Source organism: Paenibacillus sp. P36, assembly GCF_045866505.1.
Classification (GTDB): domain Bacteria; phylum Bacillota; class Bacilli; order Paenibacillales; family NBRC-103111; genus Paenibacillus_E; species Paenibacillus_E chondroitinus.
This window is the reverse complement of sequence record NZ_AP038372.1, coordinates 2,874,589-2,900,912: the sequence shown is the minus strand read 5'-3', so window position 1 is coordinate 2,900,912 and position 26,324 is coordinate 2,874,589. Positions and strand designations below refer to the sequence as shown.

Annotated in this window: 23 protein-coding genes; 2 read left to right on the top strand and 21 right to left on the bottom strand. The window is 47.2% G+C overall.

Annotation, left to right across the window (positions count from 1 at the left end):
• Positions 1–112 precede the first annotated feature (112 nt).
• The 11 genes from ACKTT9_RS12935 to ACKTT9_RS12885 all read right to left on the bottom strand — a co-directional run bounded on the left by ACKTT9_RS12935 (position 113) and on the right by ACKTT9_RS12885 (position 11,916).
• Positions 113–580 carry an SRPBCC family protein gene (locus ACKTT9_RS12935; protein ID WP_407871899.1) on the bottom strand — a complete coding sequence of 156 codons (468 nt, stop codon included), beginning with the start codon at positions 578–580 and terminating at the stop codon, positions 113–115.
• Positions 561–1,421 (bottom strand): sugar phosphate isomerase/epimerase family protein, encoded by an 861-nt coding sequence (locus ACKTT9_RS12930; protein WP_407871898.1) that lies wholly within the window; start codon positions 1,419–1,421, stop codon positions 561–563. Before ACKTT9_RS12930 ends, ACKTT9_RS12935 begins: the two co-directional genes overlap by 20 nt.
• A 16-nt stretch (positions 1,422–1,437) precedes the next feature.
• Positions 1,438–2,397, bottom strand: a complete 960-nt coding sequence (locus tag ACKTT9_RS12925; RefSeq protein ID WP_407871897.1) for an acetylxylan esterase — start codon at positions 2,395–2,397, stop codon at positions 1,438–1,440.
• 332 nt (positions 2,398–2,729) lie between these two features.
• Positions 2,730–4,445 carry an AAA family ATPase gene (locus ACKTT9_RS12920; protein WP_407871896.1) on the bottom strand — a complete coding sequence of 572 codons (1,716 nt, stop codon included), beginning with the start codon at positions 4,443–4,445 and terminating at the stop codon, positions 2,730–2,732.
• Between the two features lie 49 nt (positions 4,446–4,494).
• Positions 4,495–4,785, bottom strand: a complete 291-nt coding sequence (locus ACKTT9_RS12915; RefSeq protein ID WP_161407345.1) for a hypothetical protein — start codon at positions 4,783–4,785, stop codon at positions 4,495–4,497.
• Between the two features lie 340 nt (positions 4,786–5,125).
• A complete protein-coding gene (locus ACKTT9_RS12910) occupies positions 5,126–5,443 on the bottom strand; it encodes an NIPSNAP family protein (protein WP_407871895.1) in 318 nt (105 codons plus the stop codon).
• Between the two features lie 57 nt (positions 5,444–5,500).
• Positions 5,501–6,244 (bottom strand): SDR family NAD(P)-dependent oxidoreductase, encoded by a 744-nt coding sequence (locus tag ACKTT9_RS12905; protein ID WP_407871894.1) that lies wholly within the window; start codon positions 6,242–6,244, stop codon positions 5,501–5,503.
• Positions 6,245–6,755: 511 nt separating this feature from the next.
• Positions 6,756–7,631: a YbfB/YjiJ family MFS transporter gene (locus ACKTT9_RS12900; RefSeq protein WP_407871893.1), complete on the bottom strand. Its 876-nt coding sequence runs from the start codon at positions 7,629–7,631 to the stop codon at positions 6,756–6,758.
• A gap of 10 nt (positions 7,632–7,641) precedes the next feature.
• A complete protein-coding gene (locus ACKTT9_RS12895; protein WP_407871892.1) occupies positions 7,642–7,929 on the bottom strand; it encodes a YbfB/YjiJ family MFS transporter in 288 nt (95 codons plus the stop codon).
• 286 nt (positions 7,930–8,215) lie between these two features.
• The gene (locus ACKTT9_RS12890; RefSeq protein ID WP_407871891.1) at positions 8,216–9,367 is read right to left on the bottom strand and encodes a glycoside hydrolase family 88 protein; all 1,152 of its coding nucleotides are present in this window, start codon (positions 9,365–9,367) and stop codon (positions 8,216–8,218) included.
• A 41-nt stretch (positions 9,368–9,408) separates the two neighbouring features.
• The gene (locus ACKTT9_RS12885; RefSeq protein WP_407871890.1) at positions 9,409–11,916 is read right to left on the bottom strand and encodes a glycoside hydrolase family 2 TIM barrel-domain containing protein; all 2,508 of its coding nucleotides are present in this window, start codon (positions 11,914–11,916) and stop codon (positions 9,409–9,411) included.
• Positions 11,917–12,037: 121 nt separating this feature from the next.
• Between ACKTT9_RS12885 and ACKTT9_RS12880 the strand changes: the two genes are divergently transcribed.
• On the top strand, positions 12,038–12,952 hold the full coding sequence (locus ACKTT9_RS12880; RefSeq protein ID WP_407871889.1) for a helix-turn-helix domain-containing protein: 915 nt from the start codon (positions 12,038–12,040) through the stop codon (positions 12,950–12,952).
• Positions 12,953–13,282: 330 nt separating this feature from the next.
• Here ACKTT9_RS12880 and ACKTT9_RS12875 read toward each other — a convergent pair whose 3' ends face one another.
• From ACKTT9_RS12875 to ACKTT9_RS12830, 10 genes are all read right to left on the bottom strand, one after another.
• The gene (locus ACKTT9_RS12875; protein WP_407871888.1) at positions 13,283–13,609 is read right to left on the bottom strand and encodes a hypothetical protein; all 327 of its coding nucleotides are present in this window, start codon (positions 13,607–13,609) and stop codon (positions 13,283–13,285) included.
• A 20-nt stretch (positions 13,610–13,629) separates the two neighbouring features.
• Positions 13,630–14,328, bottom strand: coding sequence for a pirin family protein (locus ACKTT9_RS12870; RefSeq protein WP_407871887.1), 699 nt, complete (start codon positions 14,326–14,328; stop codon positions 13,630–13,632).
• A 27-nt stretch (positions 14,329–14,355) separates the two neighbouring features.
• Positions 14,356–14,769, bottom strand: a complete 414-nt coding sequence (locus ACKTT9_RS12865) for a DoxX family protein (protein WP_407871886.1) — start codon at positions 14,767–14,769, stop codon at positions 14,356–14,358.
• A 108-nt stretch (positions 14,770–14,877) separates the two neighbouring features.
• Positions 14,878–15,768 carry a GDSL-type esterase/lipase family protein gene (locus ACKTT9_RS12860; RefSeq protein WP_407871885.1) on the bottom strand — a complete coding sequence of 297 codons (891 nt, stop codon included), beginning with the start codon at positions 15,766–15,768 and terminating at the stop codon, positions 14,878–14,880.
• A gap of 86 nt (positions 15,769–15,854) precedes the next feature.
• Entirely contained in the window at positions 15,855–17,531 is a 1,677-nt protein-coding gene (locus ACKTT9_RS12855; protein ID WP_407871884.1) for an extracellular solute-binding protein, read from the bottom strand.
• 117 nt (positions 17,532–17,648) lie between these two features.
• On the bottom strand, positions 17,649–18,545 hold the full coding sequence (locus tag ACKTT9_RS12850) for a carbohydrate ABC transporter permease (RefSeq protein ID WP_407871883.1): 897 nt from the start codon (positions 18,543–18,545) through the stop codon (positions 17,649–17,651).
• Between the two features lie 19 nt (positions 18,546–18,564).
• Entirely contained in the window at positions 18,565–19,461 is an 897-nt protein-coding gene (locus ACKTT9_RS12845; RefSeq protein ID WP_309491892.1) for an ABC transporter permease subunit, read from the bottom strand.
• Positions 19,462–19,695: 234 nt separating this feature from the next.
• Complete coding sequence (locus ACKTT9_RS12840; RefSeq protein ID WP_407871882.1) at positions 19,696–22,002, bottom strand: helix-turn-helix domain-containing protein; 2,307 nt, start codon at positions 22,000–22,002, stop codon at positions 19,696–19,698.
• Between the two features lie 193 nt (positions 22,003–22,195).
• Entirely contained in the window at positions 22,196–23,788 is a 1,593-nt protein-coding gene (locus tag ACKTT9_RS12835; protein WP_407871881.1) for an ATP-binding protein, read from the bottom strand.
• 255 nt (positions 23,789–24,043) lie between these two features.
• The gene (locus ACKTT9_RS12830) at positions 24,044–25,150 is read right to left on the bottom strand and encodes a glycoside hydrolase family 172 protein (RefSeq protein ID WP_407871880.1); all 1,107 of its coding nucleotides are present in this window, start codon (positions 25,148–25,150) and stop codon (positions 24,044–24,046) included.
• 112 nt (positions 25,151–25,262) lie between these two features.
• Between ACKTT9_RS12830 and ACKTT9_RS12825 the strand changes: the two genes are divergently transcribed.
• Positions 25,263–26,135, top strand: coding sequence for a helix-turn-helix domain-containing protein (locus ACKTT9_RS12825; RefSeq protein ID WP_407871879.1), 873 nt, complete (start codon positions 25,263–25,265; stop codon positions 26,133–26,135).
• Positions 26,136–26,324: the final 189 nt, after the last annotated feature.

Genomic DNA, 26,324 nt, shown 5'->3' with positions numbered 1-26,324 from the left:
ATTTCACTTAATATATCAAATGATAATGTTTCTCAATATAACTGTCAAGATATCTGCAAAAAAAAGTAAAAGGGAATCCCCAGCCCCTTATCGCGGCTTGCGGGATTCCCTTTTATTTCTCCTTCATTGCTTTCTCAGCTTCAGACTTGATATACAGGTTCCTCTGCAATAAAAAGTCACGCATATAGGCTTCCAAAAACCATTTGTCCGCTAATTTCCCCAAAATCCCCATCGGTGAACAGTACTCAAAAATATCAATCATCCGTGTTCTTCCGCCTTCGGCTGGGATAAACTCGTGGGTGTGCTTGAAACTTTTGAAAGCACCGCGAACCTGTTCATCAACAAAATAAGATGGGCGTTCCATTTCCGTTATTTTCGCGGTCAGCTTCTGTTTGATCCCAAAATGGATCGCTTCCCAAGTCACGGTCTCCCCCAGTTCGATCAGTCCGCTTGTGCGGCCTGCGATCGGTCTTTCCCTGGTCTGAGCGGTTGACTTCGCATGGATATCGATGCTTCTGGCCAAGTCAAAGATGACTTCTGCCGGTGCGTGAATGAACAGTTCAATTCGAATGGACGGCATGCCATAATTCCTCTGCAATTTTTTTGAAAACGAGCGCTTGCTCCCACCGATTGGAGATTTCCTTCCCATCTTCTCTGACCATCGCGTAGGAAGCCGGTCCCAGCTCACACACAAACGGGAAAAAATCCCCTTCGGCAGCTGTTTGCGCCCAATGTCTCATCCCTTCACGCCACCACCCGGCAAAATGTTGCACCATGGGATGCTCGCCACGCTCCCCGATATCCACCTGAACTTGATTGCCGTTCGATACTCGGGCATGAATGCTTGAAGTGTGCTGGAGCAGTTTGGCGAATAAGCCTTCTGTCACCGGGTCAACCCCTTCTTCGCTGATGGCTGAACCGACGATGTAGTGAGACAGATCGTTCGTTAGTCGCAGTTTCGGAAGCGCCTCAACATATTCTGCTGTCCGAATCAGATCTTGGGTCACACGTCCGCGGTGTGTTTCAACGAAGAAAGGGATGCCTACTTCCTCGGCTTGCTGAATGAGCCCATTCAACCCGGTGATGGCTTCGACACCGACCGTATATTGATCCAACACTTGCGCGTTGATATACCGGGCTCCGAATTGTTTGGCCGCCTGCAGGAATACCCTGATATCCTCTCCTGCACGCGGGAAGGGAACCATTTGCACCCCAAAACTAAAACCATACTCCTGCAGCAAACGATGCCATTTATCCGCTTCTTCCCCTTGTGGCAGTCTTCCTAAAATACCGGTAAATCCGGCCTCCGCCAGCTTCTCAAATTTCTGTTCCATGGACCATTCGGTCTCACCGTTTCCTAGTCCCGACATCGCCCACCAGGATTGTTGAACATCTAATCGTAAATGGCTGTTAACCGTCATTATTTTCGCCTCCAACTCACTCACTAAAGCATTCTTGCAAAAAGCGAATAACTTTTCTGTGATGCTCTTCACTCGTTTCATGTCCCGAAAATGGGTAATCGTAGATAAGTTTTGAACAAGTCAACCGGTTATACGCAGCATATATCGTCTCCGGCATGCAGACGGTGTCCTTCCAACCGACCGACATCAGCACAAGAGCCTGAATACGATGAGCAAGGTTCACAATGTCGAAATAAGCCAATGACTCCAGAGCTTGTCCCAGCTTATCCGGATGGCGCTTCAAATAGTTGGCGATCTCCGTTAGGGAACCTGTGGAATGCAGAATGCCATAATCCAAATGGCACATATTCGGAATGTCGGCAACGACTGCCTTGACATGAGTGCTGAGTGCTCCGGCGAGCAGCGCCATGCCGCCGCCCTGGCTTGCGCCGACAACTGCGATCCGGCTAGCGTCGATTTCGGGCTGCTGCCGTGCGGCTTCCACGGCGCGAACGACATCCAGCGCAAGCGCCAAATAATAGCTGCGCTCCTTGGTGAGCAGGTTCTGCGAAACCCAGCCTTTTGCCGAACCAGTATCATCCTGAAGGAGATTGCCTGTTTCTCCTGTTTGGCCTCTGGCGTCAACGGCCAGAACAGCATAGCCGAGCAGCAGCCAGACGGCGTACCGCTCAGGGAGGCCTCTGTCTCCGGTGTAACCGGGGAACATGACGACACAAGGCGGCTTCTGGTTCGCACTCGGACTATCAGGGACGAGAAACCACGCGTGAATTGGCGTGCCGTCATGACCGAGATAGGTCAGCTTGTCCATCCGTACAGAAGGAAAAAACGGGGATTGCTGCTCCCTTCGGATCGATAACGGCTGCCGGGATGCCGCTTCGAGTGTGCTGCTCCAAAAAGTATCGATGCTGTTCCTATCGAGCGTTGGTGCTGGAGCGTATTGTTCCAGTTCTCTTTTGCGTTTCGTGAAAACATTCATTTTATGACATCCTCTCCAGATCGACAGGTTTCCTCTTCATGCTACCTCTCTTGCGTGATTATGTATATAGGTGTGGTGTGGCATGAGTTAAGTTAATCAACGATACAACTTTTGTGGAACTACAGGCCGCTATACTAGCAAACTCAGCTCGTTTCCGCGTTCAAACGGAACTACAGGGCGTTATTTGACCGCATAATCCCGATTTCTTATAGAAAACGGACAAATAGCAGCCCACAGTTCCTCTCCACGTGAAAAAGAGCCTATTTCGATGAAATAGCGCCCTGTAGTTCCTCTTTGCCAGGGAGGAAAAAAAAATGCCCCAGCGGTATCCGCTAGGACATCTCATCTATTCTGAATCCCGGTACCTCTTTGCTCGGAGCATCGAGTACCGGCGGCTTCACATCAGGTAGAATAGGCCGACTTTGCCCATACAACTTCACGAAGATTTCTTCAATTTCATCTCCGGTCAGATCACCGCGCTGCAGAAGCTCTTCCGCAATGGCGTGAACGAAACCGTCGTATTCCTTGACTAGCTTCTTCACTTCGAGCATTTGATCTTTCAGCAGTTCATTAATCTTAGGTCGGAGCGCCTTCAAACCTTCAGCAGGGGAGCCGATAGCGAGAAAACTGAACAGTTCATCGCCCATCCCAACCATGCCCAAGTATGATCCTGCCAGCAATGTTGCCTGCTGGAGATCCGAAGTTACTCCGTTCAATTTCTTGTTCAGGAATTCCTCTTCCACGGCACGAGCAGCCAGACAGACTTGAATTTCCGCTAAAATCTCGCTGTCGCTTCGGTTATAACGCTCATGCGTCGGTTTAGTTGCAGCGAGTCCGAGCGCACCGCCACGGCGAATAATCGTCACCTTCCACACGCGTTCATGCGGCTTGAGCAGGAACTGCGCTACCGCATGGCCCGCCTCGTGGTAAGCCACATTCCGCTTCTCATCGTCTCTCATCGAACGAAGCGGCTGTTTGAGACCCCACTCGTAGGTCTCCATCGCAGCTCGGAAGTCTTCGTAACTGGCCACTTGGGCGCCACGTTGATGCGCGATGACTACGGCTTCGTTCACGATATGCTTGATCTGCGCCGGGCTGTATCCGATGGAGTCAAGTCCCGCTGCTTCCGCAGTAAGCGAAGCGTCCGTTTTCACTTTTTTCAAGTAGTACCGGAAGATGTCTACCCGCCCGTCATAGTCGGGAACATCGACCCACAGCTGCCGATCGAATCGACCTGGCCGCAGCAAGGCAGAGTCCAGGACGTCAGGCAAATTTGTTGCCGCAACCGTCAATACCGCTGGACGCTCCGCCTTTTTGCGGCGCAGCCCCAACGAACGGAGCAGCTTGGCGATTTTGGAATTGTCGATATTCGGCGGGTCCATCTGCAAGAGAAGCTCATTGAGCAGACCGGAGCCTCCGCCCATGCCCATCATACCCATCATGCCTGCTCCAGCGCCTCCTTGACGGCTCATGCCGATCGCATCGATCTCGTCAATGAAGATAATGCAGGCGCCGTACACTCTCGCGAGCTTCCGCGCCTTCCGGAAGATACCCATTACTTTCAGGTTCCCTACGCCGAAGAACATGTTCTGAAAGCTCGGAGCTGAAGCATAAGCGAAAGGCACTTGCGCTTCATTGGCAATTACCTGAGCCAAGTAAGATTTTCCGGTGCCGGGAGGCCCGCATAACAGCAATCCACGGATTGCCTCCCCACCCATCTCCTTGAACTCCTTGACCCCTTTGAGCAGGGTCACAATCCGCTTCGCATTCTCAACAATTTCGGGGTTCCCCCGATAATCGTCCCAGGTTGCGCCGGTCTCGCCTGGCAATATCCAGTAGGTGCGTCCCCTGGCAAGAAACCAGAAGAGTGCTACGAACTGGATGATCATGAATAGTACTGCGAATAACAACTGAAATAACAAGCTGGCGATGGTTAACGCGGCATTCCAATAGGTCGGCCCTCCAACGAACAAAACTAAACCGATGATTACGAGGGCTGCTAGCCAGAGGATGAATTTTCGCCACCTAATCCATTGATATCTCCTCATGGCTTCACTTCCTTTCCTGGGACCAACTTAAAGAAGGCCCGCTAGTTATTTATTGGAAAATTCTTTTGATATCCAATAAATATTTGAGAATGACAGCGACCCCACAGATGAAATAAAAGATCACAAGAATCCAACCTGTGGGATCGATTGAAACTAAATTTACAAGCACATTCAAAGGTAAAACATAATAGAGGACATCTTTTAAATAACCTAGTACGAATGTAACATCGAATGCTCCTTCCCAGAACATTTTGAAGAAGGAAATTAGAAAATGGATAATCATTAGCCCGAATATGGCCCATAATGTGTAAATCATCCAGCCCGCAACTGTTAATATCACTTTTCACCACCACCTTCCTACATCGTATGCTAGGAATACTGACAGGTGAAAATGATATGAGATTCAGTTTCGACACTAGATTAAAACCAATATATTCTATTTATTTCATATTAAGACCGAGTGCGGTTTAAAATCAAGCACAATGTTAAGAGGGCTCCATTTCAGAGTATGCGGATGAAAAAATTGGAATTTTAGCATAAGAAATAACAGTAAACATGTACATAAATGTTACCATTTCTTTGGTTGATTTCCATCATTGGATGAGGGATGGACGAACGCAGAAAAGGTCAACCAGACATCCTGGTTGACCTATGATTTCATGTTTTGCCATGGATTTCTTTTACTCGAAGAAAGACGCTTTTTTCATGTAGACGACTTCTATTTTCTCATGCAGCGGTCCGTTTACTTCAGATTTTGACTTAAGCTCCAGCCACTCCGAATCTTCGAAAAAGGCTTGGAAGTTCCGTTCACGGGAAGCCATGTCCGCATGCTCCAGCACATAATACAACCGCTCTTTGGAATCGTCTACGTCCACCCAGAAATTCGTTACCTTCATCTCATGTTTAGCAAAAATGCTAATCGTACCATCCCGAAACCGATTCAAAATAGCTTCCATTTTCCCGGGAGTCACATCGTAGATCCGTAGTTCATATAGCATAAACCCATCCCCCTATATCATTCAGTATTTGTCCGGATGCAGAAAATTATTTACAGCTTACCACTGCCCAGCATTTTGGCCGCCATCGACATGAAGAATCTCACCTGTTACGAATTGTGCTGTTTCTAGATAAATAATAGCGTCAACAATATCCTGAGCCTCGCCCATTCGGCCTACAGGGTGCAATTGAGCCAAATAATCATGGGTCTCAACCGCATGCATCGGCGTTTTCGTAACCCCTGGAGCGACAGCATTCACGCGAATCCCCTTGTCCGCATACTCAATCGCCAGCGATTTCGTGGCAGCGTTCATGCCTCCTTTGGAAAGTGCAGCAAGCACGGACGGTACGGCTTTAATCGGCTGCTCGGCTGCTCCGCTTGCCGTAATGTTGACGATATGGCCGGAACCTGCTTTCTGCATTACTGAGAGCGCGCGTTGGGTAACATGGAAAAATCCTTCCACATTGGTCGCTAGAACCGCTCCAAATTCGTCTTCCGTAATTTCCGTGAATGGCTTCGCAATAAAGATACCTGCGTTATTTACGAGTGTGTCGATACGTCCAAAGCGAGCAAGCGTTTCGCTGATTAAACGTTCAGCTGTTTGAGGATCTGAAATGTCGCCAGCCACATATCCGATTTTTGCCCCCGTTGGATCAACCTCTCTTGCTGTTTCTGCCAGCTCTTGTTCGCGGCGCCCATTGATGACGACGTTAGCCCCTCGTTTAACAAATTCCATTGCTGCTGCTTTCCCAATACCGCTGCTTCCACCTGTAATGACTACTGTTTTGTTTTGAAAATTCATGATTATATTCTCCTTTATATACCTATTAAAAGGTAGGTGTTATTTATAAAAATAAGATCTGCTGAGCTGATCTACTCCTTCATCATATAACAAGACGGATATCCTGAATAATATAGAATCGTGATACCGAGTATCTCAAATACATATAGCTAAGGGGCTCCGTTAGAATTCATGTAATGGCAGCCTTCAATAATGGCCAATGCCTTCTCTAGCTATGCTGTACTCTGTGCAACATAGAAGCCTCATTTCGGCCGCTGCCGCCTTCTACGCTGTAAAAAGTACAGCGAAGAAAACAGGATGGAGCGGTTTTCACGTTATTTTGAATGAACTCAGTGTATTTCATACAATGAAGAACTGGGTGGTAGGGTTTAAAGCCGTTATATATTGTAGAAAGTGCAACCAAAACATTGCGCGAGTGTCCTCCGCTAGGTGAGGTCTGCAGAGGAGTATAGTGGACACAAGGCAGCCATACAGAGCGGAGTGGTCACTCATTTCTCATTTCATTTTCACATTACCGAATCAGTTTGAGCCTTTTCCGATCAGCGCTGCCAATACCTAGCGGCAGGATTACCGCGCCCAAGAGGACGATAAGTGCAGCTCCAATTAAAGCGGACAAGTAGCTGCCATTTCCCGAGATCAGATGACCGGCAATGAGTGGTCCTATGATTTGCCCCAACCCGAAGAAAGTGGTCAACAGCCCAATTATTTTGCGATTACTCTGCGGATACAAATCCTTGGCAAAAGAAACGGTCAACATCGTGATCCCCATAAAAGTTGCCCCGAACAGAAATGCGCCAACAAATACGGCCGTTGAAGAATGAATAAGCACCGGAATCGCGATGCCAACGGATTGTAAGATCATAGAGAAAGTCAATGTCCACTTTTTCCCCCATTGAGAAGCCAGCTTCGACCACAAGATGCACGAAGGCGCTCCAGCGATACCAACCAAGATCCAGCTTAGCGATGCGATGTTCGGGAGGCTGGAAACCGTCTTAGCGTACGCTACAAGGTAAGTTCCCGTAACAATATAGCCCAAGCCTTCCAATCCATAGGCAATCGTCAACCAAATCAATATCCGACGAACCCCTGAAGTTTGCTCGTTGCGAGGCGACTGAGCCGTCTTCGCTCCGGAATGCTTGTCCTTGTCCCGCAGCAAATACCAGGCTGTCAAACCAAGTAGTAGACTGATCAAGCCCAATCCCTTCCATACTTCGATCCAATCGCCGGTCTTTGCAAGCAGCGGAACCGAGACTCCGGTCAACAGTATGCCCGCTCCCACGCCACCATAAAATATGCCGGCTTGGAGCTGCGATAAGCGATCCATGATCATGCTGGAGGCGATGACAAACACGACCGCACTGGCAAAACCCGACAAAAACCGGAGCAAAAGCCAGATCTCAAGACTGTGGAATTCCCCCCATTCCCCAAGTCGTCACAATACTGGCGATTAGCCCTGCAAGCAGCAGCCTTGAACGGTTGTTCACTTGAACCAGGGTCAGAAGAAACGCGCCAATCAAATACCCCAAATAATTGCTTGAAGCCAGATAACCCGCTCCCGCTGGTGAGAATAAATGGTTTTCCATCATCATCGGCAGGATCGGAGTAAAGGCGAATCTTCCGATTCCCATTGCTACCATCATTGCCGCAATGCCTCCTATAAGAACAATAAGCGTGTTTCTTTTCATTACGCGTTCCTCCTTTGTTAGTTTTGGATCGCGTAACCATGATACTTTGATTATTGCTCTTCTGCATAATACAGAATGATGATGTGAAATATCTTGAATTCAGATACCTGTGGGAGGAGTTAACTTCTCCTACGCATTTTAGCTTGTTAAGAGCCCGGTGCGAGCGAATTTTCGGGATGGAGAACAATCCGTGTTGCTGAGACACTTGGCGAAGGGAGTGCATTAAAAAACCGTCAGGGAACATCCCTAACGGTCGCTGTATTCATGCCTGGGGAGATGATATCCCCTAGAAAATCCGCTGCTTCCAACCCAGCAGCTTGGCGATTGCCTCAACGTAATAGTAGTCGCCGTAGATAAGTGATACATTAATGTTTTGCCCGGCCGGTTTGTTGCCAGTGCCTTCTAGCAAAATAGCCTGATGTTCCGGCTGATCCCATGTCCCGTAATTCTGTGTAAGCGACAGCAGGATGCGCTCCGCAGCGCGGCGGTATACATTGCCTTCAACGGCCGGCAAGAAGTCCGCCAGCTCAATCAACCCTGATGCGGCGCAAGTAGCAGCCGATGTATCCCTAGGCTCAGCATCCAGCGATTCTGCCGCGCGGAAATCCCAATGCGCCACATGATCTTCCGGCAGGCACGCCAGGAAATAATTCGCTACACGCTGTGCCGCACGCAAGTAACGCACTTCTCCCGTGTAACGGTAGACGTTCGCGAGACCATTCAGCGCCCAGGAGGCTCCGCGGCTCCAGGCTGACTGCGGACCTGCCCCTTGGCCGCCTAAGGATTCAATCAGCTCTCCCGTCTTCGGATTGAAGCTAAGGATATGATTCACCGAACCGTCTTCGCGGATAAATTTGTCAACAACCGTATCCGCATGGGCTCTGCCGATTTGCTCAAAACGCGGGTCGCCCGTCATTTCCGCTGCCCAGAACAGGATGGATAAGTTCATGGTGGAGTCGACAATGGACCAGCCGATTTTCTCCTGATTCCATGCACGAAGGAAGCTGCCCGCCAGGTTAAACCGGCCTGCCAGGAAATTAGCCGCCTGCAAGCCACGGCGCAATCCATCGCTGTCGCCAGTCAATTTATGCTTAATAACCGCTGTCGGCAAATATTGAAAGCCAACATCATGATGAAAATTGTTGGTCCGAATGCTAGCTTGCTCCAGCTTTTCATCCCAGCGCCATGCGGCTTCCTTATAATGTTCTTTCCCTGTCAGATCATGAAGAATCCAAAGAATTCCCGGCCAGAAGCCGGATGTCCACCAATCGATCCGCATGTCATCGTACTGTCCATCTTCTTTGGCTACATGCGGTGATTTGTCTCCAAGCTGCTCGATCATACGATCGACTTTTACCTGCAGCGCTTCCCAGACTTGGGGTAAAATTTCTTCAAACTTTTGGGCACTATTCCATGTTGCTGTTTGGTTCACACTCATCGTTATAACCTCCTAGTAATTGGTTTCAACTCTTCAACCGTTCAACCCTTCACTACAACTACCTGAGTAACGGTAGGCATTCCCTCACAAGCCGCGCTGATAACAGATGTATACGGGCGCTGCCCATCACGACCGGACTTTGAAATCAAAGACGAAGCCGGGCCACCAGCACTTACAAAATCCGTCACCGTAATCCCAGCCGGCAAACCGCCATACGGATCTACATAAATCCCCGCACGGCCTGATGCTAATTGTGTAAGCCTCGAGCCACGAATCGTGCCTAGATTGTCCAGCAGTTTGCCGTCACCAGCTAATCCAAATCGGACAAAGGACGCTGCATCCGGGCAAAATACACCTGCCGCATCATAAGCGAGTACTTCTGCATATACCCTGCCGTCTTCCAGTGTTGTTGTCGTCAGCTCCAGCTGCGCCGGCTCGCCCCATGTCTCCGTTTGATAATGGAAACTCAGCTCGTCGCTCACGGTAACCCCGCCACGAACCGCTTCTGCGCGCAGGTGGTTTTCACCAACACGCAATGCCGTCTCCCAACGCAAGCCTGCGCATGGGAAATTTTGCGAGTCGCGGCGCTTCACGCCAAGGCTTTCGCCATTGAGGAACAACTCCACTTCCTCCGCATTGGAATACACCTTGATCATCTTCTGCTCGCCTTCGGCTCCCCAGCGTACCGGCATGGTATGACCATATAAGCGCACCATCGGTTTCTCAGACCAATAGGATTGGAAAACATAATAAGCCTCTTTCGGCGTCAGATCCCGCTCAACAATCCCTTTCATATTCAAATAAGGAATTGGCGAATCCGGCCGCACCGGCGTGGAGAAATCCTTAAACGACCACTGCGCCGCTCCCGTCAACCAGCTCATATTCTCTTGCGATTTCAAGTACCAATCGATCATTTCGCAGAAATAGGTCTCTGACCAGTCGCCGTCACGAGATACACGCGGCTCACCGCCGGTCAGCAAGTAATCCCCGTCCCGCTCGTCTGTTGCCCCTTCGGATTGCTTCATGAAAGTAAAGCCCGTGTAGGTTTCCTCAACATGCCGGGTCGGTAAATTATCTGCGCCCCATTCCATATGGAAGAAGGAGTCCACATTCTCGAAAGCTGTTTTACTGCTTGTCTCATAGTCCGTATAGACACCGCGGTACCAACCGGCCCAAATCGAAGGCGAATAAACATCAACGATATCCTTGCAAAATTCACAGCGGCGAATCGACGTTAATCGGCTTGGGTCGAGCTTATGCGAGAGTTCATGCAATTCCTTCATGAAGGCGCGAATTTCCTGCTGATCGAAGTAATCGAAATCGCATTCCCAATCATTCTCATTCCCAAGACCCCATAGGATAATCGAAGGATGGTTGTAATGCTGTTCAATCATTGCTGTGAGCATGTCGGTACACTGCTGACGGTATTCCGGTCCGCCAAGGCCTCCGCGGCACCAAGGAATTTCTTCCCAGACGAGGAGCCCAAGCTCATCGCATAAGTCAAGCACGATTCGTGACTGTTGATAGTGGCCGAGGCGAATAAAATTAGCGCCCATGTCCTTGATCAACTGCATTTCTTCACGAATCAAGTCCTCGCTCATCGCTGCGCCTACGCCCGCATGATCCTCATGGCGATGCGTTCCCCGCAGCAGAAGCCGTTCGCCATTAAGTTTAAACGGTCCCCGTTTGACAAACTCAAAACTGCGGAAACCAAATTGCTCCGTCAACACCGTTTCGCCATCTTCACAAACCAGCGCCACCGAACAGTGATATAGATTCGGCTCGGACACCGACCATAGCTTCGGCCCGGGTACTTCCAAAGCTGCGAGCTCTTTCTCCCCCTGCCATGCCGGTAAAGTCACTTCGGACTGCCCGATAACCAAACCATCCTGCTGCGTTACCTTAATCGTTAAAGTAACATTTCCGGCTATTGCATCCGGATTATAGAGTTTCGCCCGCACTTTGATTTTCCCGTTATCCGCTTTTCCACCAACAATCGCACCCAAATCAGTCTGAACATGTACGCTGGACAAGGAAATCTGCGGCACATACACAAGGTTCAAATAGCGGTACACCCCGCCATACAGATTGAAATCGCTTGCATCAGAAGGAATCGTCTCTAACTCCCTGCTGTTATCGCACGCAATTGCCAATGGAACTTGCCCTGCGTAACGTTCTATTCCCTGAGCCCGCTTCACAGCCTCCGTAATGTCAACGGTAAATTCATCGTAACCGCCCAGATGCGAATCTACTTTCTCTGTGTACACATAAACATCCGTACGCTGCCCGGCACCTTCAAAATGCAGCAAAGTCCTCCCCTTCGGATACGGGTTATCGACTTTTAACCGGCTTCGGTACCAGCCTTGTCCTTGATAATACTTGCTGTCCGGGTCCATTACATCATACCCATTGTAGGTGTGGGGAAGCGTGACTGTTTCCCATGGCACATTATAGTGATTTTGCAGCTTATCTGACCGCCAAACCTCCCAAGCACCTCCTAAGGATCCACGGTAATGCTCCCAATTTTCGTTTAACCTGCGCTTTTTCATGAACGAGTCGTTCCTCCTCTAGCTGCTCCATTACCTATCTTCATCGTACCAAAAAAAAAGCGAATAATGTGTAGCCCTCTTATGATAAAATGTTGTTAGATTACGATGAGGAGTTTTCGTTATGAAGCTAATGAACTACATGAATTTAAATGTTCATCCGGTGCAACTATCGTTTTTTAAAAATAGAACGCATGAGTTTGAGGAAATCTTTCACGCTCACCAGGGGATGGAACTTCTTATCGTCCATGAAGGCAGAGGCATCGCCATAATTGAGCAACAAATCGTTGAAATGACGCCAGGGGCTATTTTTTGCTTTCGACCGTTTCAGCTGCATCGTCTTCGTATGTATAACCTTCCGCAGGAAAGTTACGTCCGCTCTCTTTTCGTGCTTGAGCCGGCGGTCCTAGAGGCAGCGCTTGCCGCCTTTCCTTCGCTGCAAGAATTTTTGCGCAAATTGTGGAAAGATCCGTTATCTCCGCAATCCTTCCAGTGTTCGGATCTTACGGCACTCGAACAATTATTCCGCCTTTATGCGCCTAGAATCGAGGCTGCTATTGATCAAGGCACAGAAAGGCTGCTTGAAGAGCAGCTGCTTTTCCTAACGGCATTTATCCACCAAGTGCGCACAGGGTTTGAGACGACCATCACCTCTCAAACAGACCTTCCACAGGTGCATCCGCGCAAAAGCTCAACAACGGCTGAACGCATGCTCTCTTGGATCGAAGAGAATTACAGCAAGCCGTTCAAGCTGGAGGACCTAGCGCAGGCCGTTCATCTAACTCCGAACCACGTGTCGGCAACCTTCCGGCAATCGATCGGCAGTACGATTACCGAGTACTTGACCGCCAGACGCATTCGCCAGGCTTGCTGGCTGCTCAAAACAACCGACATGTCTGTTCAAGACATTGGGGAAGCCGTCGGGCTGGGCAATTTCTCCTACTTTTGCCAGCTGTTCAAAAAGCATGTCGGCTACACGCCTTACACGTTTAAAGGCATGCATCGCTACGAGGATCTCGCTTCATTAACTCAAGAGTAGCTGCTCTTGGGGCGCTATAGGAATGGTTCCAGTGGATGAAATCCAATGAAACCATTGCTTTGAAGGCTTTATTACCTATCCTATTGGATGAATTCCAATGGAATACGTTAATCGCGGCGCTAAAGCGTCGGAAATGGCAGTTAGCTTGGATTTCGTCCAATGAGATCAGCAATTTAGGTGCCCCATTGGGGGTTTCGTTGGATTTCGTCCAATACGATCAACATTTTCAAATGACAATTGGGGTTCTCTTGATAAATCAAAAAAAGCTGTCACAAAAGCAGAAAATTCTACCTTTGCGACAGCTTTCTTCTATATATATGGTTTTACTTTTCACATATCAAACTCATCAGGCACATAATCGATTCGGGACTGAGCCTTGATCGTCAGTTGCTCAAGACCGTCTACATATTCTACCGGCCCCTCTTTGACGTAAAACCAAATCTTCCGTGTCGGTTGATCGTCAAACTCCTGAAAAAGAAAAACATTAAGCTCACGCTTCCACTTCAGCAGCTCCTCGACAGCCGCGCTCTTCGGTGTAGATACCGTGATTCGCCAGCCATCACCATCCGGAACGACTTCATAACGAAGCGCATCTGTTTCCGAATGAATAAAGGTACGGCCTCCTACGGCATGTTTAACAATGAGTACTTCTTTCATTACATCCCTCCTCAGCACCATTATGGAAGGTCGATCAGCATGAAAAAGGCATCTTTCTCTGCCTCAATCATGAGATTGGATTCGGACTCAATGCGAGCCGTATCTCCTGCACTAAGCTGTTTTCCGCTCACCGTAACTTGCCCCTCAATGGCAAACATAAATGCACGACGCCCTTCCTTTTGCTCAAAAGACAGCGTACTTCCTTGATCAAGCCGACTTAAGTAAAGCTTTAAGTCTTGATTGATCATCACCGCTTGCTCAGATCCTTCTGGCGTCACAACGGGCAGGAGCGCGTTTCGCAATTGCTCAGCATCGTAGCGCCGGGTTTCGTACGTTGGAAACAGCCCAAGCTCATTCGGCTCAAACCAAAGCTGCAGAAACCGGGTCGACTTTGTTTTGGATGCATTAAATTCTGCATGCACGATTCCCGTGCCAGCGCTCATCCGCTGCACTTCGCCTGCAGAAGTAATCTCCGAGTTTCCGAGATTATCCGAGTGCTGTACTGCTCCTTCAAGCACAATCGTCACAATTTCCATGTCACTGTGAGGATGCGCGCCAAATCCTCGGCCCGGCGCTACAACATCATCGTTACATACACGCATAACGCCAAAGTCGGTATTATTCGGGTCATAATACTCTCCGAAAGAGAAACTTAATCGGCTCTGAAGCCATCCTAAATTGACTTGATAACGGTTCTCTGCCGCATAAATCTGAATCATAGGATCCTCCGTTTTAAAGTTAATTGCTTATAGCGCTGATGTTTGACCTTTATTAAAGAGCGAATCTATGGCAAGCCTTTGGCTTCCGTTGATTAGCAAATAAACAGCCATACCGATTAAAGCGAGATCAAGCTCGTATCCTGCCATTTGCCCATTTCCGAGAAAACCGACAGCCAGCTTCACTTTGAACGTCGCAATCAGCAGCATAATTGCCAATATTGCGGACACAATACGTGTACCTAGTCCTAGAATCAGAGCAATCCCGCCTACCAATTCGATGGTAGCCACGACATAGGCCAAAGATCCGGGAATGCCGATGCTTTCAAACCAACCTGCAATATTGCCGATTCCTCCTTGGAATTTGGCAACACCATGGGATAAAAAGATAATTCCGAGCAGCACTCTTAATAGTAATGCCCCCAATTGCTGATAATTCTTCACTTCAAATACTTCCCCTTCCAAAGCTAACTTTTTTAAAGTATTGAACTTTATGTTCGTATAATATCGTTATAGACTTACTTTTGTCAAGCAACTAAATAAAACCACCCTCTAGTACATAGAAAGGTGGTTTTTAATTTGCTCTGCCAGCTTATCGCCTACTAGCAATGCATCATCCAGAGGTAAAGCTGTTGCTTTGTTCGGATTGGAATGTCCAATATGTTCCTTCCAGGCTGCACTTAACACTTTTTGGCGCTGCCAAACAAGCTGAAAGAAAGGCGAGCTCTCCGGTTGCCCGACGAACCGTGGAGTTGCTTTACAACTTATTTGAAATAAATGGCGGAGAAGCGTTTCGGCGATAACCCAATGGCCGTCAGCGTGTGGATGAATTCCGTCTCCAGAGCGGTAGTCAGGATCGTTCATTTGCGCTTTTTCCCTGGCTTGCAGCAGCGGATCATAAATATTCACCACTTCATCAGCGATCCCTTCCTGCCAAAGCAGCCAGCGCGCGTACGTTTTGAGTACATCGTTGTAATGTTCATAGGGAGTTAAGTAGCTGTATGCATGTTCATGATGGCTATCAGCCAGAAGTGTTTCTTGTCTAATTGCGGATGAATCAAATGGCGGAGGCGTCATCACGATCGCCTTGGCACCGATTAAACGCACGATCCGTATGGCTTCAAGCAGCCCTTTTTGATAAGCTGAAAATCTTTCCTGGGAAAAAGGCGAATAGATCCCGTCATTCATGCCGTAACCTAATACGACCCAATCGGGCTTAGTTATTAGCAGCGCACGTTCAATCCGTTCATGGACACAAGGCCGCGGAAATGGATGATCCCCCTCTGTTAAACCTGAAGCTGTCTCACTAGGCACACCTATGTTGATTAATGTGAACCCCTGACCAGGGGAGTGTTGAAACAAAATTGCCTCCAAAAAAGCAATAAACGTTCCATCAGCCGTTATGCTATCTCCCAGAAATAGGATTCTCTTGTCTTCCGTCATTTAAAATCCCCCCCGATGACGCAATTCAAAAATGAGGCCATCCGACAGATCATTCCTGACCTATCTCGACAGCCCCACGCTACGTCTTATTTTTTAATTGCTGCCGCATCGTACGCTTTTTGAAGAATTTCAAGATATCTGCCTAGCTTCAGATTGTCGAGCCCTTTCACATATGCGTCCCAATCCTTGTTCAAATCTTTATTCCCCGTAATAAACTGGAGCGCGCTTTGCTCGATATAGTTTTTGATGTTGGTTTGAAGAATGCTCGCCTCATCAGTCAGCGCCGGATCGATCCAAATCGCCCACATCGGGAACAGCTCTTTCGGTTCATGCCCTTGATACAGCAGTGTCGCGTCATACAATCTGCGTTCGTAATTGGCGGAATCATAAACATCCGTGCCTTGTACGATGCTGTCGCGATATTCTTTCGGCTGGTAAAAATGGCCCATGCCGCTCCATCCCGCATTGCGAGGCGGCTGCCCATCAATCGCTGGAATCGTCGCGATTTGTGGTGTAACCCCTTTGCCCAGCGCCACTTCGCCTTCCTTCGGCTTTCTCCAGTCAATGCCTTCCATACCGGATGCTGCATTCGTTTGACCTTCCATCGTGAACATGTAATCGACCATTTTGATTAAAGTAACTTGCGCTTCTTGACTCGCTTTATTGGTGATGACAAACTTCGCCCCAGGAATCAAGCCGCCTCCATCATGCGTTGACAGAGAGCCGTGTGGTCCTGTAAGAGGCGGAACCGGGTTATAATCGGCTGAGTTTTTATTGCCTTTATCAATATTAACGAAGATGGCTGGATGCATGCCCGCGCCTGCGCCAAGAATCTGCCCTGAACCGTTCTCCCCAATTTTCTTAAAAGCTTCCGCATTTTGAGTAAACGCACCGGGATCGATCAAACCCTCGTCATATAAGGATTTAATATACGTAAGTCCTTCTTTCCACTCCGGTTTATTCGCCACAGTATCCGCTTTCCCATTAACCAGATTCAAATAATTCCGGTCGTCATCATAGATGAAGCCGTTCATCAGGAACGGGATCACACGTACTCCGAAGTCCTCGGTTGAACCACTAAGTGGCACCTCATCCGCCTTGCCGTTGCCATTCGGATCATTTTTTTTGAAAGCTTGCAGCACTTTCCTGAAATCTTCCGTCGTTTTCGGCATCTCCAGGTTCAATTTTTTCAGCCAGTTTGTGTTGATCCACATTTTGTTCGGGTACGAGCAGTGAAAGCATTGCGTATAGGAACCAAGCCCATAGATCTTACCGTCTGGCGCTGTAATAAAGCTTTTGAACGTGGCATCCTTCTCCATGGCCGCTTTGATGTTAGGCGCGTATTGGTTAATCAAGTCATTCAGCGGCAGCAAGACACCTTGTTTGCCGAATTTCAAAAGATCCGCTTGCGAGAACTGGTCGATATAAGCCGTTAACATGTACGCTTCCGGATAATCGCCGCTCGCTAACGAGATTTGGCGCTTTTCTTTGGCACCGTCATAGGGAATCACATCGAACTTGAATTTCGCATTAAATTTACTTTCCAAATGCTTCGTGAACAGATTCGTATTTAAATCAATATCATTCGCCTGCTGTGCAAAAACGCTGATTTGTACAGGTTTGCCTGTTTGCCCAGCACTTGGCGAGACTGTATCTGTAGTAGGTTTTGACGATGGCGATGCCTCTTGTGTACTCGTGCATGCGGCAACAACCAAACTGCACATGATAATAAAAATCAAAACGCTGACCGATCTTCTTTTCAATGAAATCCGCTCCCTTTACTGATTTGAAAAGCTGACTTATAGGTTGATCTATAACCTGCAAGTTCTCGTCGATCACCCCTTTCATTTCTTCAGTTCCCTGCCATATCCCTTTTTCCGTTACCCTTTCACAGATCCCACTAACATTCCCTGTACAAAATAGCGCTGTACAAACGGGTAGATGATAAGCACTGGAATCGTCGCAACAACAATCAGCGAGTATTTCAGAAGTTCTGCCAGCTGCTGTCTTTCAACCAGTTTCAGGGCATCCGTCGCATTCGAGCTGTTATTCAGAATAATAATGCTCCGCAAAATAAGCTGCAGCGGAAACAGCTGGGCGGTTTTGAGATAAATAAGCGCATCGAAGTAAGCATTCCACTGACCCACTGCGTACATGAGGAATAAAACAGCGATGATGGGTTTGGATAACGGGATCACGACGCTCCACATAAATCTGAGGTCACTGCAGCCATCAAGCTCACTGGAGTCAATAAGTTCATCAGGTATTGATGTTTGAAAGAAGGTTCGGGCGATGATAACTTGCCAGACCCAGATGGCATTGGGAATTATTAAAGCCCATCTGGTATCGATGAGGCCCATCTGTTTCACAACTAAATATGTTGGAATAAGTCCGCCGGTAAATAACAACGTGAAGGTGACTAACATCATGAGGAGGTTTCGGCCCTTAAATGTTTTACGTGATAGCGGATATGCGATCATGATCGTAAGCGTTACTGAGATCAAGGTCCCTGCCGCCGTATAAAACAAAGAGTTCGCATAGCCGGTCATGATTTTCGGATTATCCATGAGCTGGGCGTATCCCTTCAGGGTAAACTCCACCGGCCATAACCACACACGTCCCGACGTCACAGCCGCCGGTGAACTGAAAGAGGAGCTTACAATATAAATCAGCGGGTATAAAACGATCACTAGCAGAAGACTCAAGATCACATAGAGGCAAATTACAAATATTTTATCGCCCGCCGATTCTCGGATCGTTGTTTTCACGGTGTTCATCGCATTGGTTCCTCCATTCTCACCAAATACTCGTATTCGAGAGCCGTTTCGCAACCCGATTAACGACTACGAGCAGAATTAAGTTGATACAGGAATTAAATAAGCCGACCGCTGTAGCAAAGCTATAGTTCGCGTTTAAGAGGCCGATTTGATACACATAAGTTGCTATTATTTCTGAATTTATTTTGTTCAGCGGGTTTTGCAGCAAATAAATTTTTTCAAATCCTAATGACATGACACTGCCCACATTCAAGATAAAAATGATCGTGATCGTCGGCAGGATGCCTGGCAGATCAATATGGCGGATCTTCTGAAACCGCGATGCTCCGTCCACTTTGGCTGCTTCATACAGCGAAGGATCGACACCGGCCAGCGCAGCCAGAAAAATAACGGCGGAATAACCGGCGGTCTGCCAAATATCCGACCACACGTAGATCGAGCGAAACATCCCCGGTTGCCCGAGAAAATTAATCGAATCCATCCCGAAATAATTCATGGCCACATTCACAAAACCCAGTCGAGGTGCCAGAAACAGCATGATGATGGAAACCATGACAACGGTGGAAATAAAATATGGGGCAAACGAAACTAGTTGCACGAACCGCTTGAACTTGCCATTACGTATTTCATTCAGCGCCAGCGCCAATAGAATAGGAATCGGGAAGCCGGCGAGAAGCAAATAACCGCTGATAAGCAGCGTGTTTTTCATTAGAGTCCAGAAAATCGGATTCTCGAAAAACAGCTCAAAATGCTTAAAACCTACCCAAGGACTTCCCCAGATCCCTTTGGTCACGTTGTAATCCTTGAAGGCAAGGACGGCATTCAGCATTGGATAATATTTGAAAATAAGAAAAAATAACGATGGTGGAATCACGATCAGATACAGCTGCCAATGTTTGATAAAACTCTTTTTCACATGCTCCCTCCTACAATCCGATAAAATGTGATAGCGCTTTCTATATGGCTGATTATAGGTTGTTGCCACGGCCATCGTATAGGTACATTTGCGTCAAATTCCGAACATAAAGCCCGAATCAGGCCGGGCAATTGCCTTATTAAACATCCATTTAACCCTCATCACCTGTGCAGACAAAAAAAGAGGCTTTCTCCCATGCATCATGAAAATGACGGAAGAATAGCCTCTTGCATATTATTCCTCGACAGATTGTCGGAACGAGCTTGGCGAAACACCCATTACGCGCTTAAATGCTCGGCGAAAAGAATGCGAACTGTTATAGCCGACATGCGAAGCAATTTCATCGACGTTGTACTGGTTTCTTTTCAGAAGACTCGCCGCGTGATCCATTCTTACTTTCTCCAGTTGGTCGGATAAATTCGTCCCCGTCACCTCTTTATACAGCTGGGAGATGTACTTCTCCGGCCTTTCGACATGTTCTGCAATCCGGTATAAGTTAAGGTCCGGATCTGCATATCTGGCTGCGATAAATTCATTAATTTGTTTCACTGTTCGAGAGTGAGCATCGTTCTTTTTACTCGTAATCAGGCCGCACATGTCCGCAATAATTCCATTTATTTCTTGGGAAATAATTTCAATGGATTCGCTGGTCACAATAGCAATGATCCGATTTTTGATTTTCTCGAATGATGTGGATTCCATAATCGCCTTCTGATCGAGCAGTTTGAGCAGCGTTCCCTTCAACTCCCCGATGAACTGGTGCTTCATCTCCATAGAAAGCTCGCGATTTTCCGTGTTTTGCTCAATCATCGATTTGACGATACGCCTTGCTTCCTCTTCATCACCTGCTCTAATTGTACTAATTAATCGCAGCTCCAAGTCGATCGGATAATAATACGTATTGCTCTCAATTCGTGTATCGCCTAACCATACGACTCCTTTTTTGTTCATATAAATAGCGTTTTCCAAGGCCTGCCTTGCTTGCTCGTAGGATCGGCTAACCTCCATAACGGAGTTGAAGGGGTCGCTTAACCCTGCCGTTATCGTAATGCGATACTCACCAAAAGCCAGATTAACTAGCCTGTTCACGAGCTGCTCAACCTCATCTTTATTGACTTGCTCCCCAGCTTCTGGATCCCCGGAGGTAAAGAGGAGAACCACGCGATCCGAGCCCAAATCGGTCATATGAACAAAGACGCGACTTTCATCTTCGATCACAATTTGCTTCAGAATCAATCGGGCAGCGCTCAGCTCGTTCAAAATTTCAACGCTTTCCATGTCTGAATACCCGTTGATTTGCAAAATACCTGTGTAGCCGGCGTTAAAGCTAACACCCGTGCCCGCCTGAGCAGCCGCAGACATGATCTCTTCCCTGGTTTGAAACTCACCTGCAATCAGCCGCTTATAGAAAGCATCCCGAATCAAGGGAAGCTGTCGTTTGAGCTCAGATTCTAGGTGCTTGCTATTCATCAAAATATTGGAAATATTCCCCTGTATAAAATCATATTCATTACGCGCCAGCGCCGCTTCCTTGCCAAAATGCTCTTTCATAACTTGAAGCAGCCGAGTAATTGGAAGCGTATTGCGGTATGAAAGCAAGTAGCCAACAAGAAGACCAATCAGCAGCGCCGCACCTGTCACCGACCAGGTAATGTATTTGATCTTATTCGCATTTTCCATTAAAACATGTCTTGGAATCCCCGTACTGTAAACCCAGCCCGTTGTTTTGGAGCGAATTTTGATCACGAGATCATCTTTATAAAATTGGCTGACGGACGTTTTATCAAACTTCGGATCCACCGAGAGCTGATCAATTTCCTGCTGGGTAATGCCTTGCAAACTAATGGTATGTCCTTGTGCATCACTGATATACATCCAGCTGCCCGATTCATTCCGCAAGCCTGATAACACGCTGTTGATCGTTTTTTCATCTATAATCGTGACAACGGTTGCCGGAGATGAATCACTGAAGCTATCCAATGGAAGCGATTGCATATAAGTGATGACGGAGGTTTGGTTACCACCTGTAACGAAAGGACTCAACGGCAGGATCTCACTGCTGTGCGTTTTATCTAAAATCGTCTTTTTCCATTCATCGAATGAAAGATTGTTGTAATGTGAAGCCTCATAATAATGTTCCGGTCGAAAATAGGCGTTGCCAGGCGTTACAAGCACATTAAAGTTGGTGAAATAAATAAAAAAGTGCTTCAAAAAATCATTGGTCTGACTATAAGCCTTAATGTCCCTTGAGATTTTCCAAATCCCATACACATTCGTTTTCTGATCCACTACGCTTTCATTTAATAGCACACTTAAATCTTGATTCAGAGCCAACTGCCTGGTGAAACTTTCCACCTCAGCCATCCTGCGCTCCAATATTTCCTGACTCTTCTGCAGTTGTGTCACATTGTTCTCAATGGAAATGGACTGCGTGACAGCAATGGAGGTGCGGTATGACATATACCCCGCAATGCTAGGAATGATTAAAATAAGAATGTAGGAAAAAAGAAACTTACGAAACACGCCTGAGAACTTGGGCACTGGTTACTCCCCCTTCTATGAGAGCGCTTACTCCCCAACTCATTATATAAAATCAGAACATTATCGCCTAGGGTACAATTAGGGAGATGACCATACATATTTCCCTTTTCATGCACACACAGGGTCGTATCGCGGAAACAAAAAACTCACTTCAACGTGAAGTGAGCGTGCCTATTTCCCGGTTATCGAGCCGTCATTCTAAAGGTAACGTAACCTCAAACCGCGTCCCGTAGCCTTTGCGAGAGGTTGCCGTTATGGTTCCTTTATGATTCTCAATAATTCGGTAACAAATCGATAAGCCAAGTCCTAATCCATTCTCTTTGGTTGTAAAAAAGGGATTCAGAATTTGATCCAATTCTTCCTTGGTCATGCCAATGCCATTATCTTCAATGCTGATTTTGAAGCTTTGATTGTCATGCGCCAATTCTGCGCACAACTGAATGATGCCATTTTTCCCTATTGATTCGATAGCATTTTGGAGAAGGTTAATGAGGACTTGTTTGATTTGAGAAGGGTCAATCATGGCAATCAATAGGGCATTATCCGTTATCGCCGTAATCGATGTGTTTTTTAGAATAGCCTGACTATCCATAAATCGTACAATGTCTTTCAGAAATTCCTGCATGTTCACAGCTCTTCGTTCCGGTGTGCTAGGCTTGGCCATCACGACGAAATCGGATACAAGCTGCTTCATGCTTTCAAGCTCTGTTTCGATTAAATGCACGTAACTCCATAGTTTGGTAGGGTCGTTGGACTGCTTACTCAGCTGAAAAAAACCAATGATGGCCGTAAGAGGATTCCTGATCTCATGCGCTAAACCTGCCGCCAGCTTGCCGATGGCCGAGAATTTCTCCGAATTAATCCACTGCCGCTCCAGAATTACACGATCGGTAATATCACGAAACTGTGCGAAGGCACCTAGCAGTTCGCCATGCTCATTCAGGATGGGCAGCACATCAAAGAGACACACACTCTCTTGATCCAAAGAATAGCGGAAAGTAAGCTCAATATTCTCACTTTGCTTGCGATACTTCAGAGCTTGATAGAAATAGCTGCCAAAATGTTCAAAAGGAAATACCGGCGTGCCTGTCACACTCTTCCGGTTTCTTCCCGTAATTTTCTCCGCATACGCATTAAATTCGGTGATGATTCCCCGTTCATCCGTCATAATGATCCCATTACGCATATTATTCACCACAAGCTGCTGAATCAGGTTCTGATTATGATTAACAAGACGCAGCGACAGTTCCCGTTCGATAGAATCTACCATGTTCGCTAGCAAAGCTAGATACGTAGGATGGTGATGTTCAACAGACGTCATAATGGAAATCGCACCTGATAAGTTGTGGAAATTGGAAAAGTGGAAGGGGACGCAATAACAGGCGCTATCCTCCAACATCATATGATAATGCTCTTTCCCAACAATCTGAATCGGTTTTTGTTCAAGGAGCGCAAGCGCTACCACATTCGTCCCCATAAATTCTTCATCACACTTGATGCCTTCTTGAATGCCCAACCGATTAATGGTTGTCTTCATGGTCTCATCGCCATAATTATCCAGGATATAACCTGTATCATTCGTTACGACTATGAGATGAGGTGTCCCTGACAAGAAGGCTAATAATTTTTCTGCAAAATAATTAGTTACCACTAGAATCTTTCGATACTTATGCTTCTCTTCTTGAAGCTGTTTGGCCGTCAATTGAAAACCTGGTAGAGGTATTTTGGTAGGGTCTAAACCTTGCTGCAAGCACCTTTGGCGGGATTCTTCGATCCATAGTTCCATATGATTCTCCTCAATTTTCACTCATCATTCGGTACGGCATTGATTCAGATCTTGATTTCAATCCTGTTTTAGTAAATTATACCATAGTTCTCTGCTCAATAAATATAAAACCAATGTACTAAATTGGGTATGAAGATTTTTGTCATACGCAAAAAAGGTTCTCCCCTTGGCCATGAAGACCTTCAGAGACAACCTTATAGCGTTTATTAAAAAACTACCAAGTAACGCGGCTCAAAATAAGTGCCTGCTGCGATTTTATCTAGGCCATCTTTGCTGCACCGGCAGCAGCGCCGGAAAATCTGCATGAGGCTCCATTTGATACCAGTAAGCGACGGAAGAAAGATCATCGGATCTTTCAAATAATCGCGAATGATCGTGGCCAATTTGCTGAATCGTTACTTTCAAATCACTTTCAAATCGGATAGGATCGGGCAGATGCCAGCGATACATCCCATGCATCGGCACCTGATGACCGGACCATGGATCAATCTCGGTCGTGTCTTTGTAGTACGTATATCCTAAATAAGGCGTTGAATAAGATTCCGGCTCATTGGTCTTCAAATTGGAGAAGCACCAAGCACCCCCGACATAATCCTCGGTCCCCGTCCCGCAAATCGTCGGCAACTCGTCATCACCATCCATATAAAACTTCATCTCGCCTTCTCCCCACCAGTTCCTTTCCAGCGCTGCCCATGCCAAATAGGTACCCACATATTGCCCGGCCCCTTTGACATTGTCTAATATGGTGTAGTCTTTACCAGTCTCGGTTAAGCGCTCTCGACGCCATTGCGCATGAAAATAAGCCGCGTTATCTGGCAGTTCATCAACAAGCGTATAGTTGAATGTATAGAAAAATCCGCCAATGTCATAGGCATGTTGGTTTTCAATCGTAATTTTCGCAGAGGTGCGGAACGGCATGGCGAAATAGCAATTCATCCCGCCGGTCGGGTTAACGGAAATCGGAAGGGAATTGACGTTGCTGCGTCTGGCGAAACCATTGCAAAAGAAGTCGCCAAGCGGTACTTCAACGGATGGCGTTTCTTCGTCATCCCAATACATTCTGAGCACGAGGTCACGAAGTACGTACTGTGCTTGATGTCCTTTGGCACTTGTTTTATCGGTCACCGTGATCCAAAAGTGCTGAAGCACGCCAGTGCCCTGTATATGTGCGAGCGTAACCGTTTCGCCTTGTTTTACATCGATGCAAGGGCGCCCTTTTCTGGCCGTTCCCAGATTGCTGGCGGCTTTGCCTCCCTCCCCTTTCTCTCCCATTGGATTTTCCGCCGTAATGGAACGTGTCCGCCCGTTTGTCACGAGAGGAGCCGTAGATAAGCCATTTCCCAAACCATGCAGTTGCAGCATGTCCATCACCTCTGTATCATATATTGTTGTACCTACCTCCATTATAAAGCGTTTTATCCCCATTTATTTAGCATAGATTGCCGATTTACTTACCATATATTGCTGAGGTGCCATGATGGAATTAAGTCAAATTTCCCCTTATATCCGTGTTGCGATGGATAGTGTGATCGAAACACCATGGACGATTGAAGAACGTATGATTTGGGATTATGAGCTGCTGTTTCTGATGGAAGGTCAGTTGGAAGTGAGGGTGGAAGAGCGAGTTTACGAAGGCCGTCCAGGGGATGTTTTCTTTTTTAAACCGGGAGAGCGACACGCCATTCAATCAAAAGGGGCACAAACGATTCGCCAGCCACATGTCCATTTCGATCTTAACGTTTTGCCGGATAGCCCGGATGTTACCGTATCGTTCAAGTCCATGGAGCAGATGAGTGAGAAGGAAAAAGAATGGTTTCGAACGGACCTGCTCTCCAAATCTCCGTATTTCATTCCGAATCATTTTCGTCCACGGGATTCCACTCACTTGGAACGGGTGCTGTTCGATCTCATCCGTGAGCATGAAACCAAACCACCCTATTACGAGTTCCGGGTCAAAAGCGCTATGCTTGATCTGCTTGCGATCCTTCTGCGGGAACAATATTATGGCGGCAAAACAAACAAAGAGGGTCAGGTTGAATTCCTATCCGAAATTCGTACTTATATTGACCGCCACGTCAATCAGAACGTGACACTCGAGGAGTTATCCGAGAAGTTTCATGTCAGTAAATTTCATCTCATTCATCTATTCAAAACGATGTTTCAAATGACTCCCATTCAATACCACCAATACATTCGCATGGAAAGAGCTAAAAATAGCATTCAATTTTCCAACACACCTCTAAGTCAAATTGCTGAGCAGCTGGGGTTTGCGAACATTCATACGTTCAGCCGGGCGTTTAAAACCGTTATGGGCAAAAGTCCCTCGCACTTTCGGATAAACCGATAAGAGGTCACCACTTGGCTTGGCTTGGCTCGGCAATTTAGAGGAACTACAAGCCGCTATTCCGCGAAACTGACGGGTTTTGACGGTCGGGACGGAACTACAGGGTCTTATTTCAGGGCTTTTGAGCACATTCCAGCTCACAACGAGAAAATAACGGCTGCTGGTTCCCATTTCGTTTGCCTAAATGGCTGC

Coding starts and splice junctions, on each gene's coding strand:
- ACKTT9_RS12935 (WP_407871899.1), bottom strand. CDS start 580: ATGCCGTCCATTCGAATTGAACTGTTCATTCACGCACCGGCAGAAGTC.
- ACKTT9_RS12930 (WP_407871898.1), bottom strand. CDS start 1,421: ATGACGGTTAACAGCCATTTACGATTAGATGTTCAACAATCCTGGTGG.
- ACKTT9_RS12925 (WP_407871897.1), bottom strand. CDS start 2,397: ATGAATGTTTTCACGAAACGCAAAAGAGAACTGGAACAATACGCTCCA.
- ACKTT9_RS12920 (WP_407871896.1), bottom strand. CDS start 4,445: ATGAGGAGATATCAATGGATTAGGTGGCGAAAATTCATCCTCTGGCTA.
- ACKTT9_RS12910 (WP_407871895.1), bottom strand. CDS start 5,443: ATGCTATATGAACTACGGATCTACGATGTGACTCCCGGGAAAATGGAA.
- ACKTT9_RS12905 (WP_407871894.1), bottom strand. CDS start 6,244: ATGAATTTTCAAAACAAAACAGTAGTCATTACAGGTGGAAGCAGCGGT.
- ACKTT9_RS12895 (WP_407871892.1), bottom strand. CDS start 7,929: ATGAAAAGAAACACGCTTATTGTTCTTATAGGAGGCATTGCGGCAATG.
- ACKTT9_RS12890 (WP_407871891.1), bottom strand. CDS start 9,367: ATGAGTGTGAACCAAACAGCAACATGGAATAGTGCCCAAAAGTTTGAA.
- ACKTT9_RS12885 (WP_407871890.1), bottom strand. CDS start 11,916: ATGAAAAAGCGCAGGTTAAACGAAAATTGGGAGCATTACCGTGGATCC.
- ACKTT9_RS12880 (WP_407871889.1), top strand. CDS start 12,038: ATGAAGCTAATGAACTACATGAATTTAAATGTTCATCCGGTGCAACTA.
- ACKTT9_RS12875 (WP_407871888.1), bottom strand. CDS start 13,609: ATGAAAGAAGTACTCATTGTTAAACATGCCGTAGGAGGCCGTACCTTT.
- ACKTT9_RS12870 (WP_407871887.1), bottom strand. CDS start 14,328: ATGATTCAGATTTATGCGGCAGAGAACCGTTATCAAGTCAATTTAGGA.
- ACKTT9_RS12860 (WP_407871885.1), bottom strand. CDS start 15,768: ATGACGGAAGACAAGAGAATCCTATTTCTGGGAGATAGCATAACGGCT.
- ACKTT9_RS12850 (WP_407871883.1), bottom strand. CDS start 18,545: ATGAACACCGTGAAAACAACGATCCGAGAATCGGCGGGCGATAAAATA.
- ACKTT9_RS12835 (WP_407871881.1), bottom strand. CDS start 23,788: ATGGAACTATGGATCGAAGAATCCCGCCAAAGGTGCTTGCAGCAAGGT.
- ACKTT9_RS12830 (WP_407871880.1), bottom strand. CDS start 25,150: ATGCTGCAACTGCATGGTTTGGGAAATGGCTTATCTACGGCTCCTCTC.
- ACKTT9_RS12825 (WP_407871879.1), top strand. CDS start 25,263: ATGATGGAATTAAGTCAAATTTCCCCTTATATCCGTGTTGCGATGGAT.